This is a genomic window from Campylobacter majalis (assembly GCF_905120465.1).
Classification (GTDB): Bacteria; Campylobacterota; Campylobacteria; order Campylobacterales; family Campylobacteraceae; genus Campylobacter_A; species Campylobacter_A majalis.
The window spans coordinates 93371-110039 of the sequence record NZ_CAJHOF010000005.1 but is presented as its reverse complement, the minus strand read 5'-3'; the positions used below and the strand labels follow the sequence as shown (position 1 = coordinate 110039).

Here is a 16669-nt window from a genome sequence, read left to right as displayed (position 1 = left end):
ACAAAGAGCTTTACAGCATTAGTGGTTTTTAAAATTTCACTTTTACCATAGACACTTTAATTAAAGCTACAAACATAACTAAACTCTAAGTTTTAAAAGCTATTTTGTAGCACTTTTGCCATTTAAACTCACGCTCTTTTAAATGAAATAAGAAATTTGCCTTTGCTATGCTAAAATTTATAAAACTTTAAAACATCCAAAACCCAAAGAGCGATAGTAGCGATAAAAGCAATGACTAGTAAAATAAGATGGGTTTTTTGTAAGCTAAATAAAGCAGGGTGAATATTTATATTTGTCTAACGTAATTTATTATCCTAATGCCAAGCATCTACTAATCTATAATATCTAACTTTGCACTTATAGCGTTATTAATAAATTTAAAATCAAAGTTTTTGATAAAATCCATCAATAATTTTGCGTTTATTTGTTAAACAAACATCATCTTTTAGCAAGTATTAAGTTTGCTATAAAACCATAGATAAAATTAAATGATAAATTTTTAATAGTTGCTAACGCACAAGAGACTATGAATTTATTGATGCTATTTTAGAAACAAACAAAGTAAATTTAAAACAAGTATATTTATACTTTTTAAAATTTAAAAAGCTAATAAAATCAGTGAAATTTTAGAATTTAGTTTATGCAAAATTTTAAAGTAAATCTGTGTATATACTATAGCTAGATAAAAATCATATTGATAAATAAATTTCTTGTGCTTACACTCTTTAAGAAAGAGATAAAAAATAGCTTAAAAGAGTGTGTTTTGCTTGCAAATGAAGCAAGATAGAGTTTAGTTTAATTCTTTATAAATTTTATTTGGGTTAAATTAGGCTATGTTTAATTTGATTAATGCATTTTATGCAACATTGTTATGATTATCAAAAAGACCTCTTAGCTACACTTTGCTATAATTTTATGAAATTATCAATAAAATAGGTGTTTAAAGCACAATTTACCACAAAATAAACATACGCAAAATGCACTATTACTTTAAATCACCCCAGTTTTTTGCACTATTTAAAGATGTTTTTAATGGCACATTTAGTTTATAAATTGTCTGCATTATATCTTGCGCCTTATGACTAAACTCATCAACATATTCATCCTTAACCTCAAAAATAAGTTCGTCATGTATCTGAAGTAGCATTTTTGCATTTTCATTAGTTATCTTTGAAATTTCAACCATGGCTAACTTAATAATGTCTGCAGCTGAGCCTTGAAAACGCGTATTTACAGCTTCGCGTTCATACATGGCTAATTGCATAGGCGTTGCATTTGCAAAATCAAAAAATCGCTTTCTACCGAGCAACGTTGTGACAAATCCATCATTTTTAGCTTCATTTTTTATATTTGTTAGAAAATCTTTAATGCTTTCAAATGCTTGAAAATATCTTTGTATATACTCTTTGGCTTGTGTTTTACTGATACCTAGTTGCTCACTTAATTTATTCGCACCCATGCCGTAAATCAAACCAAAATTTATACTCTTAGCTATATTTCTTTTTTTATCATCGCAATCTCCAAATATAGAAATAGCCGTTCTTGCATGAATATCTTCATCATTTTTAAACGCTTCTAACAAAGCCTTGTCACAGCTAAAATGAGCAAGCAACCTAAGCTCAATTTGACTATAATCAAGCCCAACTAGACTAAAACCATCTTTAGCAATAAAACAAGAACGCACATCCTTAGCCATCGTGCCACGTGCTGGGATATTTTGTAAATTTGGATTTTTAGATGATAATCTACCAGTGCTCGTGCCAGTTTGTAAAAAACTCGTGTAAATTCTATGATTTTTATCTTTTAATGCAAGTGCCAAAAGTGGCTCACAATAGGTGCTTTGAAGCTTGTAAAGCTCTCTATAGCTTAGCAATTTCTCTATTACAGGATGCGTATGTATTAGCTCATTTAAAACCGCTTCGTCAGTGCTATAGCCTGTTTTGGTTTTCTTTTTTGCAGGTAATGCCAACTTTTCAAACAAAACTTCACCTAGTTGCTTAACTGAGTTAATATTAAAATTTTCTCCGCAAAGAGCATAAATTTCACTTGTTAATACTTTTAATTTAGTGTCATTTTGAGCGATTAATTCACGCATTTTATCTACATCAAGCATAATGCCTTCATTTTGCATTTTTAGCAAACTTAAAATAAAATTAAACTCAAGCGTGTCGGCTAGTTTGAGCAATTCGGGTTCAAGTGTGTTTAAAAAAGTTTTGTAAAATTTCAAAGTTATCCATGCGTCTTCACTAGCGTATTTTGTCGCACTTGCAATATCCACACTAGCAAATGTTTCACCCTTTTTTACAATGTTTTCAAATTTTATAGTCTCATACTCATATAATCTTTTTGCCAAAGCATCCATACCGACACTTAAGCCTGGTTCGCTTAGCCATGCCAAAATCATCGTATCTTTAAAATTGCTTGGCGGATTTAACCCTAAATTTCTTTGAACTACATCAAAATCATACTTTAAATTTTGCCCTATCAAAGTGCCTTTATAAATTTGTCCAACTGCCCACTTTGCGTATTCTAGGCTTATTTGTTTGCCAACACCAAGATAATTATGCCCAACAGGCACATAATAGGCCTCGTTTTCATTAAAGCAAAAACTAAAACCAACCAACTTAGCATCTTTTGTTTCAACGCTTGTTGTTTCAGTGTCAAAAGCGACCAATGTTTCTGGCGTTATACTTGATAGTATCGCTTCTATTTTGCTCTCATCGTTTAGCAAAATAGCGTTAAATCCAAGCTTTATCTCACGCTCATCGCCTTCATTTTCTAAATTTTTAATTGCCCTATTTAGTTCGTATTCGCGCAAAATTTCAACAACATTTAAAAGTGGATTAATGCTTGGAAACTCAGCATTTTTTAAATCAAGTTCATCAAATGCGTTATCAAAAAGCGTTACAAGTTTTTTACTAAGAAATGCACTATCTTTACCATCAATTAGCATATTTTTTGTGCGTTCATTTGCGATTAAAGCCAAATTTGCGTAAATCGCATCTATGTCGCCAAACTCATCAAGCAGTTTTTTAGCACCCTTTGCCCCTATGCCTTTGACGCCTGGGATATTATCAGAGCTATCTCCCGTTAATGCTAAAAAATCGCGTATCTTTTCAGGTACAACACCATATTTTTCTACACAACTTGCCCTATTGTGTTCTATTTTGCTTTGTGGGCTGTAAATACTTACTTTACCATCATCTATAAGCTGATACAAATCCTTATCATGCGTTACAACTCGCACAAAAATATCACGCTCTTTTGCCCATTTTACAGCTGTTGCGATTATATCATCAGCCTCGTATCCATCGCGACTCATCGCACAAAGCCCCATTTTGCTAATCATATCTATACAAATTGGAAGTTGTTGTTTTAATTCTTGTGGCGGTTCGTTTCTATTTGCCTTATATTGTGTTGCTATTTGATGTCTTAATGTCGGACCTTTGCTATCTAGTGCAAAGATTATATAGTCACTTTTATACTCGTTTTTCAAAGATGCAATAAAATTTACAAATCCACTCACCATACCGCTTGGCTTTCCTTGAGAATTTTTAAGTCCTGGCATAGCATAAAATAGCCTGAAAAAAAATCCAAATGTATCTATTATGGTAAGCGTTTTCAAAATTCTATCCTTTATCTTTCTTGCATAGTTTTAATTGTATTAAGTAAATTTGTCTGGCTAAAACCAAAAATTTTAGCTAAATTTAGTGCATTTTGTATGCCTTTTTGGCTAAAGCACTCTTTTATATTTATAATTTCTCTAATGACTTTTAGGGCATTTGCTATTTCATTGCTTTGTGTTTGCAGCGTTGAATCCATGATATTTTGCGATATACTTGGCTCAAACTCCCAATGCTCAAATATCTCAGCACTTATCGCCGGACTTGTAATGCCCATATATTTTATCTCCACTTCATCTATATCAAGCTTAGCCAAATCAGCTTCAAACATCTCGCCCTTATTTATCTTAACAAGTTCATTTGCAATTAAAATTTTACCCGTATCTTGAAGAAGAGCAACAATAAACAAATCATCTGATTTGCTCTGATTTTCTAGCTTAAACCACTCTTTTGCGAATGCAGCTTGTAAGCTTGAAATTTCAGCAAACTTTTCAGTATTTATCCCATATGGTCCAAGGTCAATTTTTAAGGCACTTTTAATACTTGAGCTTATCACAAGCGATCTGCTCATAGTTTTGCCAAACAAACTAACTGCCTGAAGTATAGTTTTTATCTGACGCTTAAAACCATAAAGTGGCGAATTTGCCATCTTAAGAAAATCAACTGCGATAAGCGGATCGTTTTCGATTATTTTTGCTATCTCATCAAGTCCGCTATCATCGCTTACTTGTTGTATTTTATGATATGTTTCAGGCAGTGGCGGAAGCGTTTTTATGCTATTTTTAAGCTGTGTTTGCATATTTTCTCCTTCTTGGTTTGTGATATTTTATCAAAAAAACCTTTAAGCGATGTTTTTTGCATTTATTTTAAATTTATAATATGTCTTTAGTTTTTATAAATTTAAATTATTGTCAATTTCTTACTATCAAAATTAACCACCCAATGCATAAATTTATATCAGCATATTTATTAGAAAATCTCCTGGGCTAAAAATTTTCCTGTATAACTGCCCGTTTTTTTATGATTTTTAGCCACTACAAGACTTTTTAATGGGCTTTTATTGCAGACTTTGATAGTATCTAAATATGAAAAATCCATAAACGCATTTTAGTCTTTTTTATAAAATTTCATAAATCTATCATCAAGCATTGCGTTTTCTAGGCTTCTTTGAGAAAACAAAAATCTACCATCACAAACAAACCCAAGCTCATTCCAGTCGATATCATTTAGCATTTCACAAATCATTTTTAACTCATTTAAATCACACTTAAATTTTGGAAAAATTGCCAAAACCGAGCCATCGTAAGCTGTACAAGAATGCGTAAAAAATGGGCGTTTATTGCGAGTTTTTGTATTGACATAAATGCGCGGCAACTCACTTTTAAAATAATCTCTCCCCCACTGCCACCAGTTTTGCTCGTCAAATTTGCGTATTTTTCGACTAATTAACCTTTCTTTAAAATTTAGCAAATACGCACACTCTTTACCATATTCGCCATAAATCATACGCTTTGTTTTGCCAGTTTTAGCCGTTTGTGAGCCTACAAATTCCATATTGCCAAACTTATCATTTGCGAAAATTTTGTCATCCCCACTTACAGCTCCAACCTTAACAAAAAACAGCTCATTAAATGGCACACTATAGTGATTTTTGCTAAAAAATATAACACCATTTACACAGCTAAATTCTCTATAGCAGCGAGTTTGACGGCTAAAATTTGCTTTTTCAAATCGCCAAATCGCACAATTTGGCTGGGCGTTTTCGAAAATTTTCCTATCACCCAAATCAATAAAATCAGTAATCGTGCCTTGCAAAAATATGAAGTTGTTAAGCCAAACACTCGAAGTGCTTTTTAAAAAGTCTCTTGGAGTGATGAAAATTAGCTCTCCACCATCATTTAGATGCAAAATAGCCTTGTAAATAAAAAAAAGATAAAGATTGCTTCGCTCATCAAAATTTTGCATAAATGGCGAGAGCAAAAATTTAGTTTCATAGCTAATGTCTTGATATCTAACATAAGGTGGATTGCCGATTATTGTGTCAAATTTTTGACTTAAATCATATGCAAAAAAATCTATATTTAAAATTTCAGGATTTTTTATCACATTTTTATCAAGCTCGATACCAACTTTATTTTCTGGCAAATTTTCATAAAATGCTCCATTTCCAGCACTTGGCTCTAAAAATCTACCATCATTTTTTACCAAATTTAGCATATCAGCCACAATATTTTGTGGCGTAAAAACCTGTCCTAAATTTTTAACATCAAGCATTTTTGTATTCATCAAAATAATTTATAAAATGAAAATACGCATCAGCCCTAAGTCTAAGCGACTTTGCAAAAGTGCCTAAAATAAAGCTTTTTGCTTCGTTAAAATTTCTTGCCACTTGGTTGCGGTTTGTATCCTATTTTGCTTGAAATGGCAAGTTGTTGCCGTTTGGAACGAGATTTTCAAGTGCTTTTAAAGATGTTGCAAAAACATCACTTGGCTCATTTTTATTTATAATTAAAAAATAATAATCCACATCGTTTTGCTTTAAATTTTCACTCAAAGCCTTAAAATATCGCTCCCAAACAACTTCATTTCCAAATGGTGGCAAATCGCCAGTTAAAGCGTAGTAAATGCCTAGTTTGCAGTTTAAATTATCCGCTGTTTGCGTGGTACTAACCTTGATATTTACAGGGTAAAATATGCCACCATCATCAAAACTAAAATCAACCCAATCACGCATATTTGGGCGATTTACACTAAAATTTGCATTGATTAGGTTAAAAATTTCATCTTCGTTAAATGCTGAATTTATCCTGCCATCACGTGAATTTGCTGATAAATTTAGACTTTGATTTCTTAAAAATTCAACGATGTTATATAATTTTTCAGGTATCATTTTTTATCCTTTTTTATCATATCAAGCTCCTCCGCTAAAAATTTCCCCGTATAACTGCCTGTTTTTTTGTGATTTTTAGCTACATCTTTAACCGAGCCCCGTGCGATGACTAGCCCACCACCAGCACCTCCTTCTGGCCCCATGTCGATGATATAGTCGCAGTTTTTAATCACATCAAGGTTATGCTCGATCACAAAAACCGAATTTCCAAGCTCAACCAAATGATGAAGCACACGAGTTAGCCTATCGACATCGGCAAAGTGAAGTCCAGTTGTCGGCTCATCAAGCACATATAGCGTATTTCCAGTATCACTCCTGCTAAGCTCCTTAGCAAGCTTCACGCGCTGTGCCTCCCCACCACTTAGCGTCGTGGCATTTTGCCCTAGCGTTACATAACCAAGCCCCACATCTTGCAATGTTGTAAGCTTTTGATTTATCTTTGGCACAGCTTTAAAAAACTCCACCGCCTCATCGATACTCATATTTAGCACATCGGCGATACTTTTGCCCTTGTATAAAATTTCAAGCGTTTGCTCGTTATATCTCGTGCCATGACACGCGTCGCAAATGACCATTACATCGGGCAAAAAGTGCATCTCGATCTTTATCTCGCCCTCGCCTTGGCACTTTTCGCAGCGACCACCTTTGACATTAAAGCTAAAACGCCCTATTTTATAGCCCCTTAGCTTAGCCTCCTTGGTCTGGGCAAATAAATTTCTAATCTCATCCATCACGCCAGTATATGTGGCTGGGTTACTTCGTGGAGTGCGTCCGATAGGGCTTTGATCAAGATAGATGACTTTATCAAGGTTTTCAAGTCCAGCCAGTCTCACCCCTGCTACTTTTTTGACCTTTCTGGCTCTATTTAGCTGCTCTTGTGCCTCTGGCAGTAGCGTTTGAAGCACGAGTGAGCTTTTGCCAGAGCCGCTTACGCCAGTGATGCCGACTAGGTTTTTAAGCGGAAATTTCACGCTTAAATTTTTTATATTATTGATATTTACATTTGAGATTTCTAGCCACTTTTCTTGTGGGCGATTTTGCTGATAGTTTATCGTTCTTGTGCCGTTTAGATACTCGGCTGTCTGTGTTTTGCTTCTTAGCAGATCTGTTACACCTCCAGCAAATACTATTTCTCCGCCAAATTTCCCAGCCCCAGGTCCTATATCCACGACAAAATCCGCCTGCTCTATCGTCTTTTTATCGTGTTCGACTACGATTACAGAGTTGCCTTTTTGCTGTAAATTTCTAAGCGTTTTTATAAGTTTTAGCGTATCTCTTTCATGAAGTCCGATACTAGGCTCATCTAGCACATACATGACCCCGCTTAGCCCGCTTCCTATCTGGCTTGCGATACGGATACGCTGAGCCTCTCCGCCACTTATCGTGTGTGCGTCACGACCCAGCGAAAGATAGCCAAGCCCCACATCATATAAGAAGAAAAGTCGCTCGTTTATCTCTTTTAAGATGGGCGAGGCGATGAGCTTATCTTGCTCGCTTAAATAGGCGAAATTTTTAGCCTCACTAAAAAATTTCGTTACATTTTCGATACTCATATCTAAAATCTCTCCTATGCCAAGCCCTGCGACTTTTACTGCCAAAGACTGCGGTTTTAGGCGGTGTCCACCACAGTCTGAGCATTTTTTTTCAGTCATATACTCATCAAAATCCCTATAATCTTTTAAAAGTCCGTGAGAAATTTTTATCACTCCCTCAAAGACACGCTCAAGCTTGTGCCTTTTCCAAAAAAACGCCACAGGCTTTACATTGCCATACATCACAAGGCGCCTTTCATCGTCATCTAGCTCATAAAACGGCTTTTTGATATCTATGCCATTTTGCTCACAAAACGCAAGGATAAATTTATAATAATAGCTCATATTATAGCCATAAAGTAGCTTTACTGCGCCATTTTCTATGCTTTTTTCCTCGTCTATAACCTTGCTCGTATCAAGGCTGTAACGAATTCCAAGCCCATCACAGCTCTCGCACGCACCCTTTGGGCTGTTAAAGCTAAATGAAAGCGGCTCAAGCGGCGTGAATGAAATTTTACAGTCAAAACACGCCAAATGCTCGCTGTAATGGATAAATTTCTCCGCCACTCCAAGCTCATCAGCGTTTAAAATTTCAACCTCCACCTCGCCGTAGCTCTCTTTTAGTGCCTTTTCGACATCTTGGGCTAAGCGTGCCTTGTTTTCGGCATTTACGACAAGTCTATCGATGACTACTTTTATCGTGTGTTTTTTGGTCTTTGCTAGCTCTATCTCCTCATCAAGTCGCACCATCACGCCATCGATTTGAGCTCTGACATAGCCTTTTTGGCGCAAATTTTCTATCAGATCCGCCCAAGTGCCCTTTTTCTCGCGAACGAGCGGTGCATAAAGCACGAGCTTTGCCTCATCTGGAAGCTTTGAAATTTCATTTATTATATCTTGTGCGGACATCTTCGAGATAGGCTTACCGCATTTGTGGCAGTGCTGGGTGCCGACACGAGCGTATAAAAGCCTTAGATAGTCATAAATTTCAGTGATCGTGCCAACCGTTGAGCGTGGGTTTTTAGAAGTCGTTTTTTGATCTATGGCGATGGCTGGAGTAAGCCCTTCAATCTTATCGACATCTGGCTTGCCAACTCGGTCTAAAAACTGCCTTGCGTAGCTAGAAAGGCTCTCCATATACCGCCTCTGCCCTTCGGCGTAAAGCGTGTCAAATGCTAACGTGCTTTTGCCACTTCCGCTAAGTCCTGTAAAGACTACAAGCTTATTTTTTGGGATTTGTAAGTTGATATTTTTTAGATTGTGTTCTTTTGCACCTGTTATTTTTATGCTCTCATTCATATATTCACCTATTAAAATTTTAAATCTGTGATTATATCAAGTTAGTTTAAATTTAACAGCGTTTTGATAAATTAATTTAAAGGCGGAAGTTTTTCCGCCATTTTTATTTTAAGTCAAATACTATATTTTTACCATTTTGATACGATAGTATTTGAAAATTACCATCTTTTAAAATAATGGCACGTGCGTTTGTTATCTCGCTTGGATAGCTTATAGTTTCAATAATGCTTTCATTTTTTATGTCTATTAAAACAATCACATTGTAGTTTTTGCTAATAGCATACAAAACACCATCTTTCTCGCTCATTGCCGTAACGTATAACTCACCTAAATTTCTATTATCTTTAAGCAGGGCTTTTGGAGTAAATTCAGCCGAAAGCACTCTATCTGCTGTTGAAATTTTTGATATTACAAAGCTTTTTTTATCTTTGTTGTTTGGCACGGTGGCTGTATATAGATATTTCTCGTCTGTGGCTACACTCATAATATGATGAAATTTAGCTCTAATTGTATCTACTCTACCGCGACCAAGACCTTTGCCTTGACCTTCAAATTTATCAGCACCTCTTAAAAAGTCAGCATATTGCAAAGCCTCGTCGGCACTATCATTTTTGCCAAATCTTAAATAGCTCTTGTTTGATCCTATTAGTATAAATTTATCGTTCATAAACGGCACAACGCCAACTATTGGATCAATTGTCGCTGAAAAATATGGATCAATCTCAAAATCGCTAGTTTGGTTTAAATTTTCATCCATGAAAAACACTTCCCATTTTGAACTTGCAACGTATTCGTTATTTATTAAATTTAACGAATTTAATGGCTTTGTGATACCTAGCTCTTTTGTGCTTAAAATTTCAAGTGTTTTATCGATATTTAGCGGTGCATTGTTACTATCATTGTCAAATTTTACGCCTAGTTTGTCACTAGCTGGTGCAAAGGCATAGTCTGGATTTCTAACATCTCTTTTGCCCAAAAAAGATATTGTTTTAAAGTGTTTTTTGTATCCGCTATCATCCCATATGATGTATTTTTTGTCTAAAGTAAATCTAACAGGATCACCTTGTCCATAATACGGCGGTATGCCAGTGCTTACAAATGCCTGAAACACATTTGAAGCTATAATTAAAGCAACCGCTATAAAGGCAAATTTTGCACCAGTGTTAAGTTTTCTAAATTTATCCCCATTCATCTCTGCTTCAAAACTTGAAAATTTTGGCAAAAAGAAAAATATCACACCCAAAAGTAGCACAACCGCCCAAAATACAATCTCAGCCCAAAAATATGTATGTATGCCAAAGACAGCTAGACCAAATCCTTGATCTAGGTCTCTTCCAGCATGATTTCCAAAATGTGCTAGTGATTGCCACAATCCAAATGCAGTCATTACAAGCAATGTGCCGATATATCTTGCTTTAAGTCCGTATCTAACGATAAAAAGAGCCATAACGCCTATAAATATCATAGCCTCTCTTTGTCCCCAACAAAGTGTGCAAGGACTATCTTTTAACACATATCCGAAGTAGAAATTTGCTATGCCAACTGGAAGCAAGATGATTAAAAATCCAGCCAAACACATAAGCGTATAAAAAAGCTTTGCTTTATTTATTTCGTTCATTTTAGCCTCCTATAAATTCATATGACTTAGTATATTGCTTGATTTTGCACCAATATACATCACTATCATAAATAGCCACGAGGCAACCACTAAAGTAAAAGCAAGTTTTTCACGCTCTGGTTTTACGATTAGTATTATAACCGAGACTAAAACCAATAAAAGTTGTAAAAACTCCATTTTTCCTCCTAAATTTTTTAATGTTTATTAAACATAAGAATTATATTATTTAAATACTTAAATTTTTTTGATAATGAGATTTAAAAGCAAAATAAAATTTTAAAATACAAAACCAAATTCAATTGCAAATTTTTACAAATAGCATCAAAAATACACGAAATTTTATAAATTTTTCTATTTTTCATTTACTTTCAGTTTCGTTTTTTTTTTGTAAAATGCAAACAACCATTTTAAAAATGGGAATTTTAAAAAAAGGAGCTTTAATGCTTTTAAAGAAATTTTCTATCGTTGCCGCAGTGGCATTAGTTGGCGTAAGCCTAAACGCAGCTGATTTAAAAGGTGAAGTCAGTCTATTTGGTGGTATCGCAAATACTAAAAATATAGCAAACAAAAATGAGAGCAAAAACGCTGGCACATTTGAGCTTGGCTATAAAACTTATCAAGCAAATGGCTTTGTGCTTGATTTAAATTTCAACCGCCAAGATAATAGTGGCATGAAATTTTGGGACATCGAGTTTTTGGCTGGTTGGCAATTTGGCGATACAGCTGATAGTTTAGGTGCATTGCGTATTATACCAGCTGGTATAGGATTTAGACACTATAGTTTTTATAGAATTTATGGTATATCTGGCACAAATGATGTTTCTAAAAGCTTTAGTTCATACTATTATAAAGGTGGTATAGAGTATCAAAAAGACAAACTTTTACTAGATGGACTTACTCTGACAGCAGGAGTGTATTATGAAAGTGCGCTTTATTCTGGAACTTGGAGCAAAGGTAGCAATGGTAGTCGCTACTGGGGTAACGGATACGGATACGGACTAAAATATAAGCCAAGCGGTATAGAAGCAGTGGTTGGAGTGGATTATTATTTTACGGATAACTTTGCGGTTGGTGCAAAAGTTGGCTATTCAAAAATTAGCGACGAACTGCTTACCAATGGTACAAAACTTTATGTAAATGATGGATTAAAAGCAACATTTGGCATAAAGTACAAATTCTAACAAAAGGTAAAAAATGAAAATTTGCAGTGCGATATTTGTTGCAATTTTTGGTATATTTTTTGTAGGTTGTGCAACTGTTGGAATGCCAAACGAGAGCAAAGAAAATGATGCGATAGCAAAACAGTTTGCTAAGCCAACAGATCAAAAGGCAAATTTATACCTTTATCGACCAAGCTCATGGGGAGCGAATGCAAAAATAGACTTAGATGTCAATGGCAAACGCATAGGCTCACTAACTGGAAGTGAATTTGTGCTATTAAAAGGGCTAAAACCAGGTCAAACTGGAATCATGGGCTCAACTAACTTGCAAGGAACTGGAGAAAACTGTCTAGTTGAGATTGATTTAAAAGCAAATGAAAACAACTATGTTTTGGTTCAGATACAAAGCGGTTGGTGGAGTCATGGATGTGAATTAAGCGTGACACAAGATGAAGTAAAAGCACAAAAAGATATCAAAAAAAGCGATCTTGTAAAAAGTTTTTATAAGGAATAATAATGAAAAACATTCTTTTAGTTTTTATTATAATGCTTGTTTTTACTGGATGTTTTAGCCAAATAACTCCAGAGCAACGCATAGCAAACTCAAGCTATCCAGAGCTTACAAGGCATATATTGGACGCGAATTTAAGCAACATAAGCAGGATTGAGGATGAGCGTATCGTGTTTGAATAGTATATGTCTGGTAAATTTGGAAGTGTTTCACACACATTAAACGAGGCAAGAAACGAATATCTAAGACGATACGATTCGTCACGTGATGCAATAGCAAATGCATTTATCGCAAATGCAAAAACCCAAAAACATATCGTAAGAATGTATAAAGCAAATGTAAATGCCGCTCTTACGCATAATTTGCCACTAACTTGGGAGCTGAAAAACAATCCATATTCAAACAATCTTGATAATGCCTTTATTGAGTTTAATGAAAATGATAGGATAATCGCTGTGCTAGCTCGTGCACACTGGCATGGCACAACCATAGGCGTAAATGATTACCTTGTAAGCATTATCGCCTTTGGTTCAAACGCTAGGTATGTTGAAAGTCACATCTCAAATAATACCTTACAAAATGGATTTATCGCAGAGTTTAGATAAATTAAAAATAAGACAACAAAATAAATTTTATCTTGTTGTCTTTATTATATAAAATTTCACTCTGATTTTACACTTTTAACTTGCAATCTCTAAACCTAAAACAAACTAAAAAATATCTCGTAGCGTTACAAAACAAAATAAGCTCATGCATTGTTTTGTTTGCAAATTTATAAAATGGGTTTAAAAAGCAAAAGCCTATATAAAAATAAATTGTTTGTTTGGCTAAAAATTATCGTATCAAATCGTTGCAAAATCACGCCCTGTTGTTAGCAAAAACAACTAAATAAATAAGACTTTTGCAAAGTCGCTAAAGTGTAAATTTTAAAACTGCAAATAGAAGTAAAATTTACTAAAAACTACAAACAATAAGACAAAATCGTAGCTAAAACATGATTTTTAGGATAGCTTTATTTTCAAATCACAAAATTAAAATTTGCCCACTCTAAAACTATTATTTACAAGTACTTTTGTTTAAAATAAACTATATATAATAATCTGGTTCTAAAATTTGCCCACCTACACGCACAACACGTGCAGGTATGCCAACTACAGTTGATTGCTCTGGCACATCTTTTATAACGACTGAGTTTGCTCCGACTTTAGAATTTTCACCAATCGTTATAGCACCAAGCACTTTAGCACCAGCAGATATAACAACGCCATTTTTAAGAGTTGGATGCCTTTTACCACGCTCTTTGCCAGTCCCTCCAAGCGTAACTTGATGATAAAGCATGACATCATCACCTATCTCAGCCGTTTCTCCTATAACTACACCCATGCCATGATCTATAAAAAATCTTTTGCCTATCTTTGCACCAGGATGTATCTCAATGCCTGTAAAAAAACGCGAAATTTGAGAGATAAAGCGAGCTATAAAAAAATGCCCACTATTATAAAGCGAGTGAGATAGCCTATGAAAAAGAACAGCATGTATGCCTGGCGTATTTATTAAAATCGCCAAAAAGCAACAACTCCCAACGGACGGATCTTTTTGTCTGACTACGGCAACTAGCTCCTTTATCTCATTTATCATATTTTATACTCCATATAGCTCCGTGCTTAAATATCTCTCGCCGTTATCTGGTGCGACAAATAGCACTTTTTTGCCTTCGCCTAGACGCTTTGCAGCACGTCTAGCAGCAACAAGTGCGGCACCACCACTTATACCAAGTAATAACCCTTGTGTTTTTGCAATCTCTCTAGCAGCATTAAAGGCATCATCATTGCTTACTTTTTCTATCTCATCTACCATATCGACATTCATTGTATCTGGCACAAACCCAGCACCTATGCCTTGAATTTTATGTGGAGATGGACTACCACCACTTAATACAGGCGATGCCTCAGGCTCTACAGCAATAAATTTCGTATCATATCCATTTGCTTTTAAAGCTTTTGCCACACCACTTATCGTGCCACCAGTGCCAACACCAGCTACAAAAGCATCAAGCGTATCAAAATCAGCCATAATCTCCTTAGCTGTGTGTAGCTCATGTGCTTGTGGATTGTATTTGTTTTCAAACTGACTTAGCATAACGTGATTTTTATTTGCTTGAATTATCTCATTTGCTTTTGCTATTGCACCTTTCATACCCTTTGCCGCTTCTGTAAGCACAAGCTTTGCACCATAAGCAACCATAATTTTTCTACGCTCTATACTCATGCTTTCTGGCATACACAAAACTACTTTTAAGCCAAGCGAAGCAGCTATCATTGATATACCAACGCCAGTATTACCACTTGTTGGCTCCACTATGGTGTCACCTTGCTTTAAACTACCATCAGCCAACATTTGTGTTATCATATTTAACGCAATTCTATCTTTTACTGAGCCACCTGGGTTAAAAAACTCTACTTTGGCGTATATATCAGCCTCGCCAGCCTCACTTTTTAGCTTTACTACTGGTGTATTGCCTACTGTTTTGGTGATATTTTCATATATCATCTTAACTCCTTAAATTTTATTTTTGCGTAAATATAGCGTAAATTTTATAATAAATATTTAATCACAAAGAGCCAAAAGTAGCCTATTGCCACTCTCATTTATCATCTTGCCTTTACTATATTTTTTAGCAAATGCCATTATTGTAGCATGAAAAATTTTAAATACGTGGGCATTATCATCAAGTAAATATTTTGTCTTAATTTTGTCAAAATCAAGACAACTAAGCCACTCTTTTGCTTCGTCATAGCCTTCAAACTCATAACCAAAAACTCTTAAAATCCTAATAGCATACGCATCAACAACCATCTCATCTCTATCACAGGCATAACAAAGTATAGCATCACATGTCTCAGCCCCAACGCCTTTAATACTAAGCAGCCACTCTCTACTTACATTTTGTTTAAAATTTTCAAAATCATAAAATTCTTTTTTAATAGCCTTAGCCAAACCGCTTAATCGCTTAGCCTTTGTGTTATAAAATCCGCTTGGCTTAATCATCAAGGCAAGTTCGTTTATTTGCATATTAGCTATACTATCTAGGTTTATAGCATCTATTTTACGTAAATTTTCAAGTGCTTTTTCGACATTTTTCCACGTTGTATTTTGAACCAAAATAGCCCCTATTACAACCTCAAAGCTACCTTCACCAGGCCATTTTAATGCATTTAGATCACTTTTAAACTCATCAAACAAAGCACAAAAAAGTCTAGTTTGCATTACGCCTAATCCTGCCTTTATAGCTTAGATAAAACTGTTTAGCCGTTCTGCCACTGCGACTAGCACGCAAAGTCGCATAAGATTTTGCCATATCATAAAGTTCTTTTTTGTCTATATTTTCATCCTTAAAATAGTAATCCACTATCTTTAAATACTCATCAAAATTTCCCTGATAAAAAGATATCCAAAGACCAAAACGATCAGAAAGCGATATTTTTTCTTGGACAGCATCTGCGTAGTGTATCTCGCCGTTAAGTACTGACACATCATCATTATCATGTTTATATTCGCTTACTAAATGGCGACGATTTGATGTAGCATAAATTAGCATATTTTTTGGCGGTTTTGCAATGCTTCCTTGCATCAACGGTTTTAAGTATTTATAGTCTCTTGAGCCATTTTCGAAGCTTAAATCATCACAATATATAATAAACTTAAATTTACAATCCCTTAACTCATCAATTATTAAAGGCAAATACTTTAAATCATCGTAGAAAATTTCAATCAATCTTAGATTATCAGCGTGAAATTTTGTAAATACGGCTTTGACTAAACTTGATTTTCCACACCCCATTTCGCCCCATAAAAGCACATGATTTGCCTCTTTGTCTTGAATAAAATCTTTAGTGTTTTTAATAAGTTCTGACTTTTGAAAATCAAGTCCAACTAAGTCATTTATATCGACAAAATCGATATCCTTAACGCTAATTAAACCCTTGTCGGCACGAAAAATAGCAGCATACTCTCTAGTCCAATCTATCATTTTGTC

General features: G+C 34.9%; 14 protein-coding genes and 1 pseudogene. 4 read left to right on the top strand and 11 right to left on the bottom strand.

Going from position 1 to position 16669, the window contains the following annotated elements; translation table 11 throughout:
- Positions 1-985: 985 nt before the first annotated feature.
- The 7 genes and pseudogenes from polA to dba form a co-directional block, all read right to left on the bottom strand.
- Positions 986-3625: a DNA polymerase I gene (gene polA / locus LQU93_RS03865; protein WP_229932573.1), complete on the bottom strand. Its 2640-nt coding sequence runs from the start codon at positions 3623-3625 to the stop codon at positions 986-988.
- Positions 3626-3636: 11 nt separating this feature from the next.
- On the bottom strand, positions 3637-4422 hold the full coding sequence (locus tag LQU93_RS03860; protein ID WP_229932572.1) for an HDOD domain-containing protein: 786 nt from the start codon (positions 4420-4422) through the stop codon (positions 3637-3639).
- Between the two features lie 308 nt (positions 4423-4730).
- Positions 4731-5909 (bottom strand): Eco57I restriction-modification methylase domain-containing protein, encoded by a 1179-nt coding sequence (locus tag LQU93_RS03855; protein ID WP_229932571.1) that lies wholly within the window; start codon positions 5907-5909, stop codon positions 4731-4733.
- A pseudogene (locus LQU93_RS03850) lies at positions 5890-6513 on the bottom strand (restriction endonuclease). Before LQU93_RS03850 ends, LQU93_RS03855 begins: the two are co-directional and overlap by 20 nt.
- The gene (gene uvrA, locus LQU93_RS03845; protein ID WP_229932570.1) at positions 6510-9344 is read right to left on the bottom strand and encodes an excinuclease ABC subunit UvrA; all 2835 of its coding nucleotides are present in this window, start codon (positions 9342-9344) and stop codon (positions 6510-6512) included. The pseudogene LQU93_RS03850 and the gene uvrA overlap by 4 nt, the downstream one beginning before the upstream one ends.
- Before the next feature lie 103 nt (positions 9345-9447).
- Positions 9448-10962: a disulfide bond formation protein DsbI gene (dsbI, locus tag LQU93_RS03840; RefSeq protein ID WP_229932569.1), complete on the bottom strand. Its 1515-nt coding sequence runs from the start codon at positions 10960-10962 to the stop codon at positions 9448-9450.
- A 9-nt stretch (positions 10963-10971) separates the two neighbouring features.
- The gene (dba, locus tag LQU93_RS03835; protein ID WP_229932568.1) at positions 10972-11139 is read right to left on the bottom strand and encodes a disulfide bond formation protein Dba; all 168 of its coding nucleotides are present in this window, start codon (positions 11137-11139) and stop codon (positions 10972-10974) included.
- Between the two features lie 263 nt (positions 11140-11402).
- Here dba and LQU93_RS03830 point away from each other — a divergent pair, with 263 nt between their 5' ends.
- The 4 genes from LQU93_RS03830 to LQU93_RS03815 are packed head-to-tail and all read left to right on the top strand — an operon-like array spanning position 11403 to position 13238.
- Positions 11403-12143: a hypothetical protein gene (locus tag LQU93_RS03830; protein ID WP_229932567.1), complete on the top strand. Its 741-nt coding sequence runs from the start codon at positions 11403-11405 to the stop codon at positions 12141-12143.
- A gap of 13 nt (positions 12144-12156) precedes the next feature.
- A complete protein-coding gene (locus LQU93_RS03825) occupies positions 12157-12636 on the top strand; it encodes a DUF2846 domain-containing protein (RefSeq protein ID WP_229932566.1) in 480 nt (159 codons plus the stop codon).
- 2 nt (positions 12637-12638) lie between these two features.
- On the top strand, positions 12639-12815 hold the full coding sequence (locus LQU93_RS03820; protein WP_229932565.1) for a putative periplasmic lipoprotein: 177 nt from the start codon (positions 12639-12641) through the stop codon (positions 12813-12815).
- A gap of 3 nt (positions 12816-12818) precedes the next feature.
- Positions 12819-13238: a hypothetical protein gene (locus LQU93_RS03815; protein ID WP_229932564.1), complete on the top strand. Its 420-nt coding sequence runs from the start codon at positions 12819-12821 to the stop codon at positions 13236-13238.
- Positions 13239-13719: 481 nt separating this feature from the next.
- Here LQU93_RS03815 and epsC read toward each other — a convergent pair whose 3' ends face one another.
- From epsC to LQU93_RS03795, 4 genes are read right to left on the bottom strand one after another with little or no spacing between them, the layout of a single operon-like run.
- On the bottom strand, positions 13720-14271 hold the full coding sequence (gene epsC, locus LQU93_RS03810; protein WP_229932563.1) for a serine O-acetyltransferase EpsC: 552 nt from the start codon (positions 14269-14271) through the stop codon (positions 13720-13722).
- 3 nt (positions 14272-14274) lie between these two features.
- Positions 14275-15183, bottom strand: a complete 909-nt coding sequence (gene cysK, locus LQU93_RS03805) for a cysteine synthase A (RefSeq protein WP_229932562.1) — start codon at positions 15181-15183, stop codon at positions 14275-14277.
- A 57-nt stretch (positions 15184-15240) separates the two neighbouring features.
- Positions 15241-15900: a 3-methyladenine DNA glycosylase gene (locus LQU93_RS03800; protein ID WP_229932561.1), complete on the bottom strand. Its 660-nt coding sequence runs from the start codon at positions 15898-15900 to the stop codon at positions 15241-15243.
- Positions 15890-16663, bottom strand: a complete 774-nt coding sequence (locus LQU93_RS03795) for an ATP-binding protein (protein ID WP_229932560.1) — start codon at positions 16661-16663, stop codon at positions 15890-15892. The genes LQU93_RS03800 and LQU93_RS03795 overlap by 11 nt, the downstream gene beginning before the upstream one ends.
- Positions 16664-16669 lie beyond the last annotated feature (6 nt).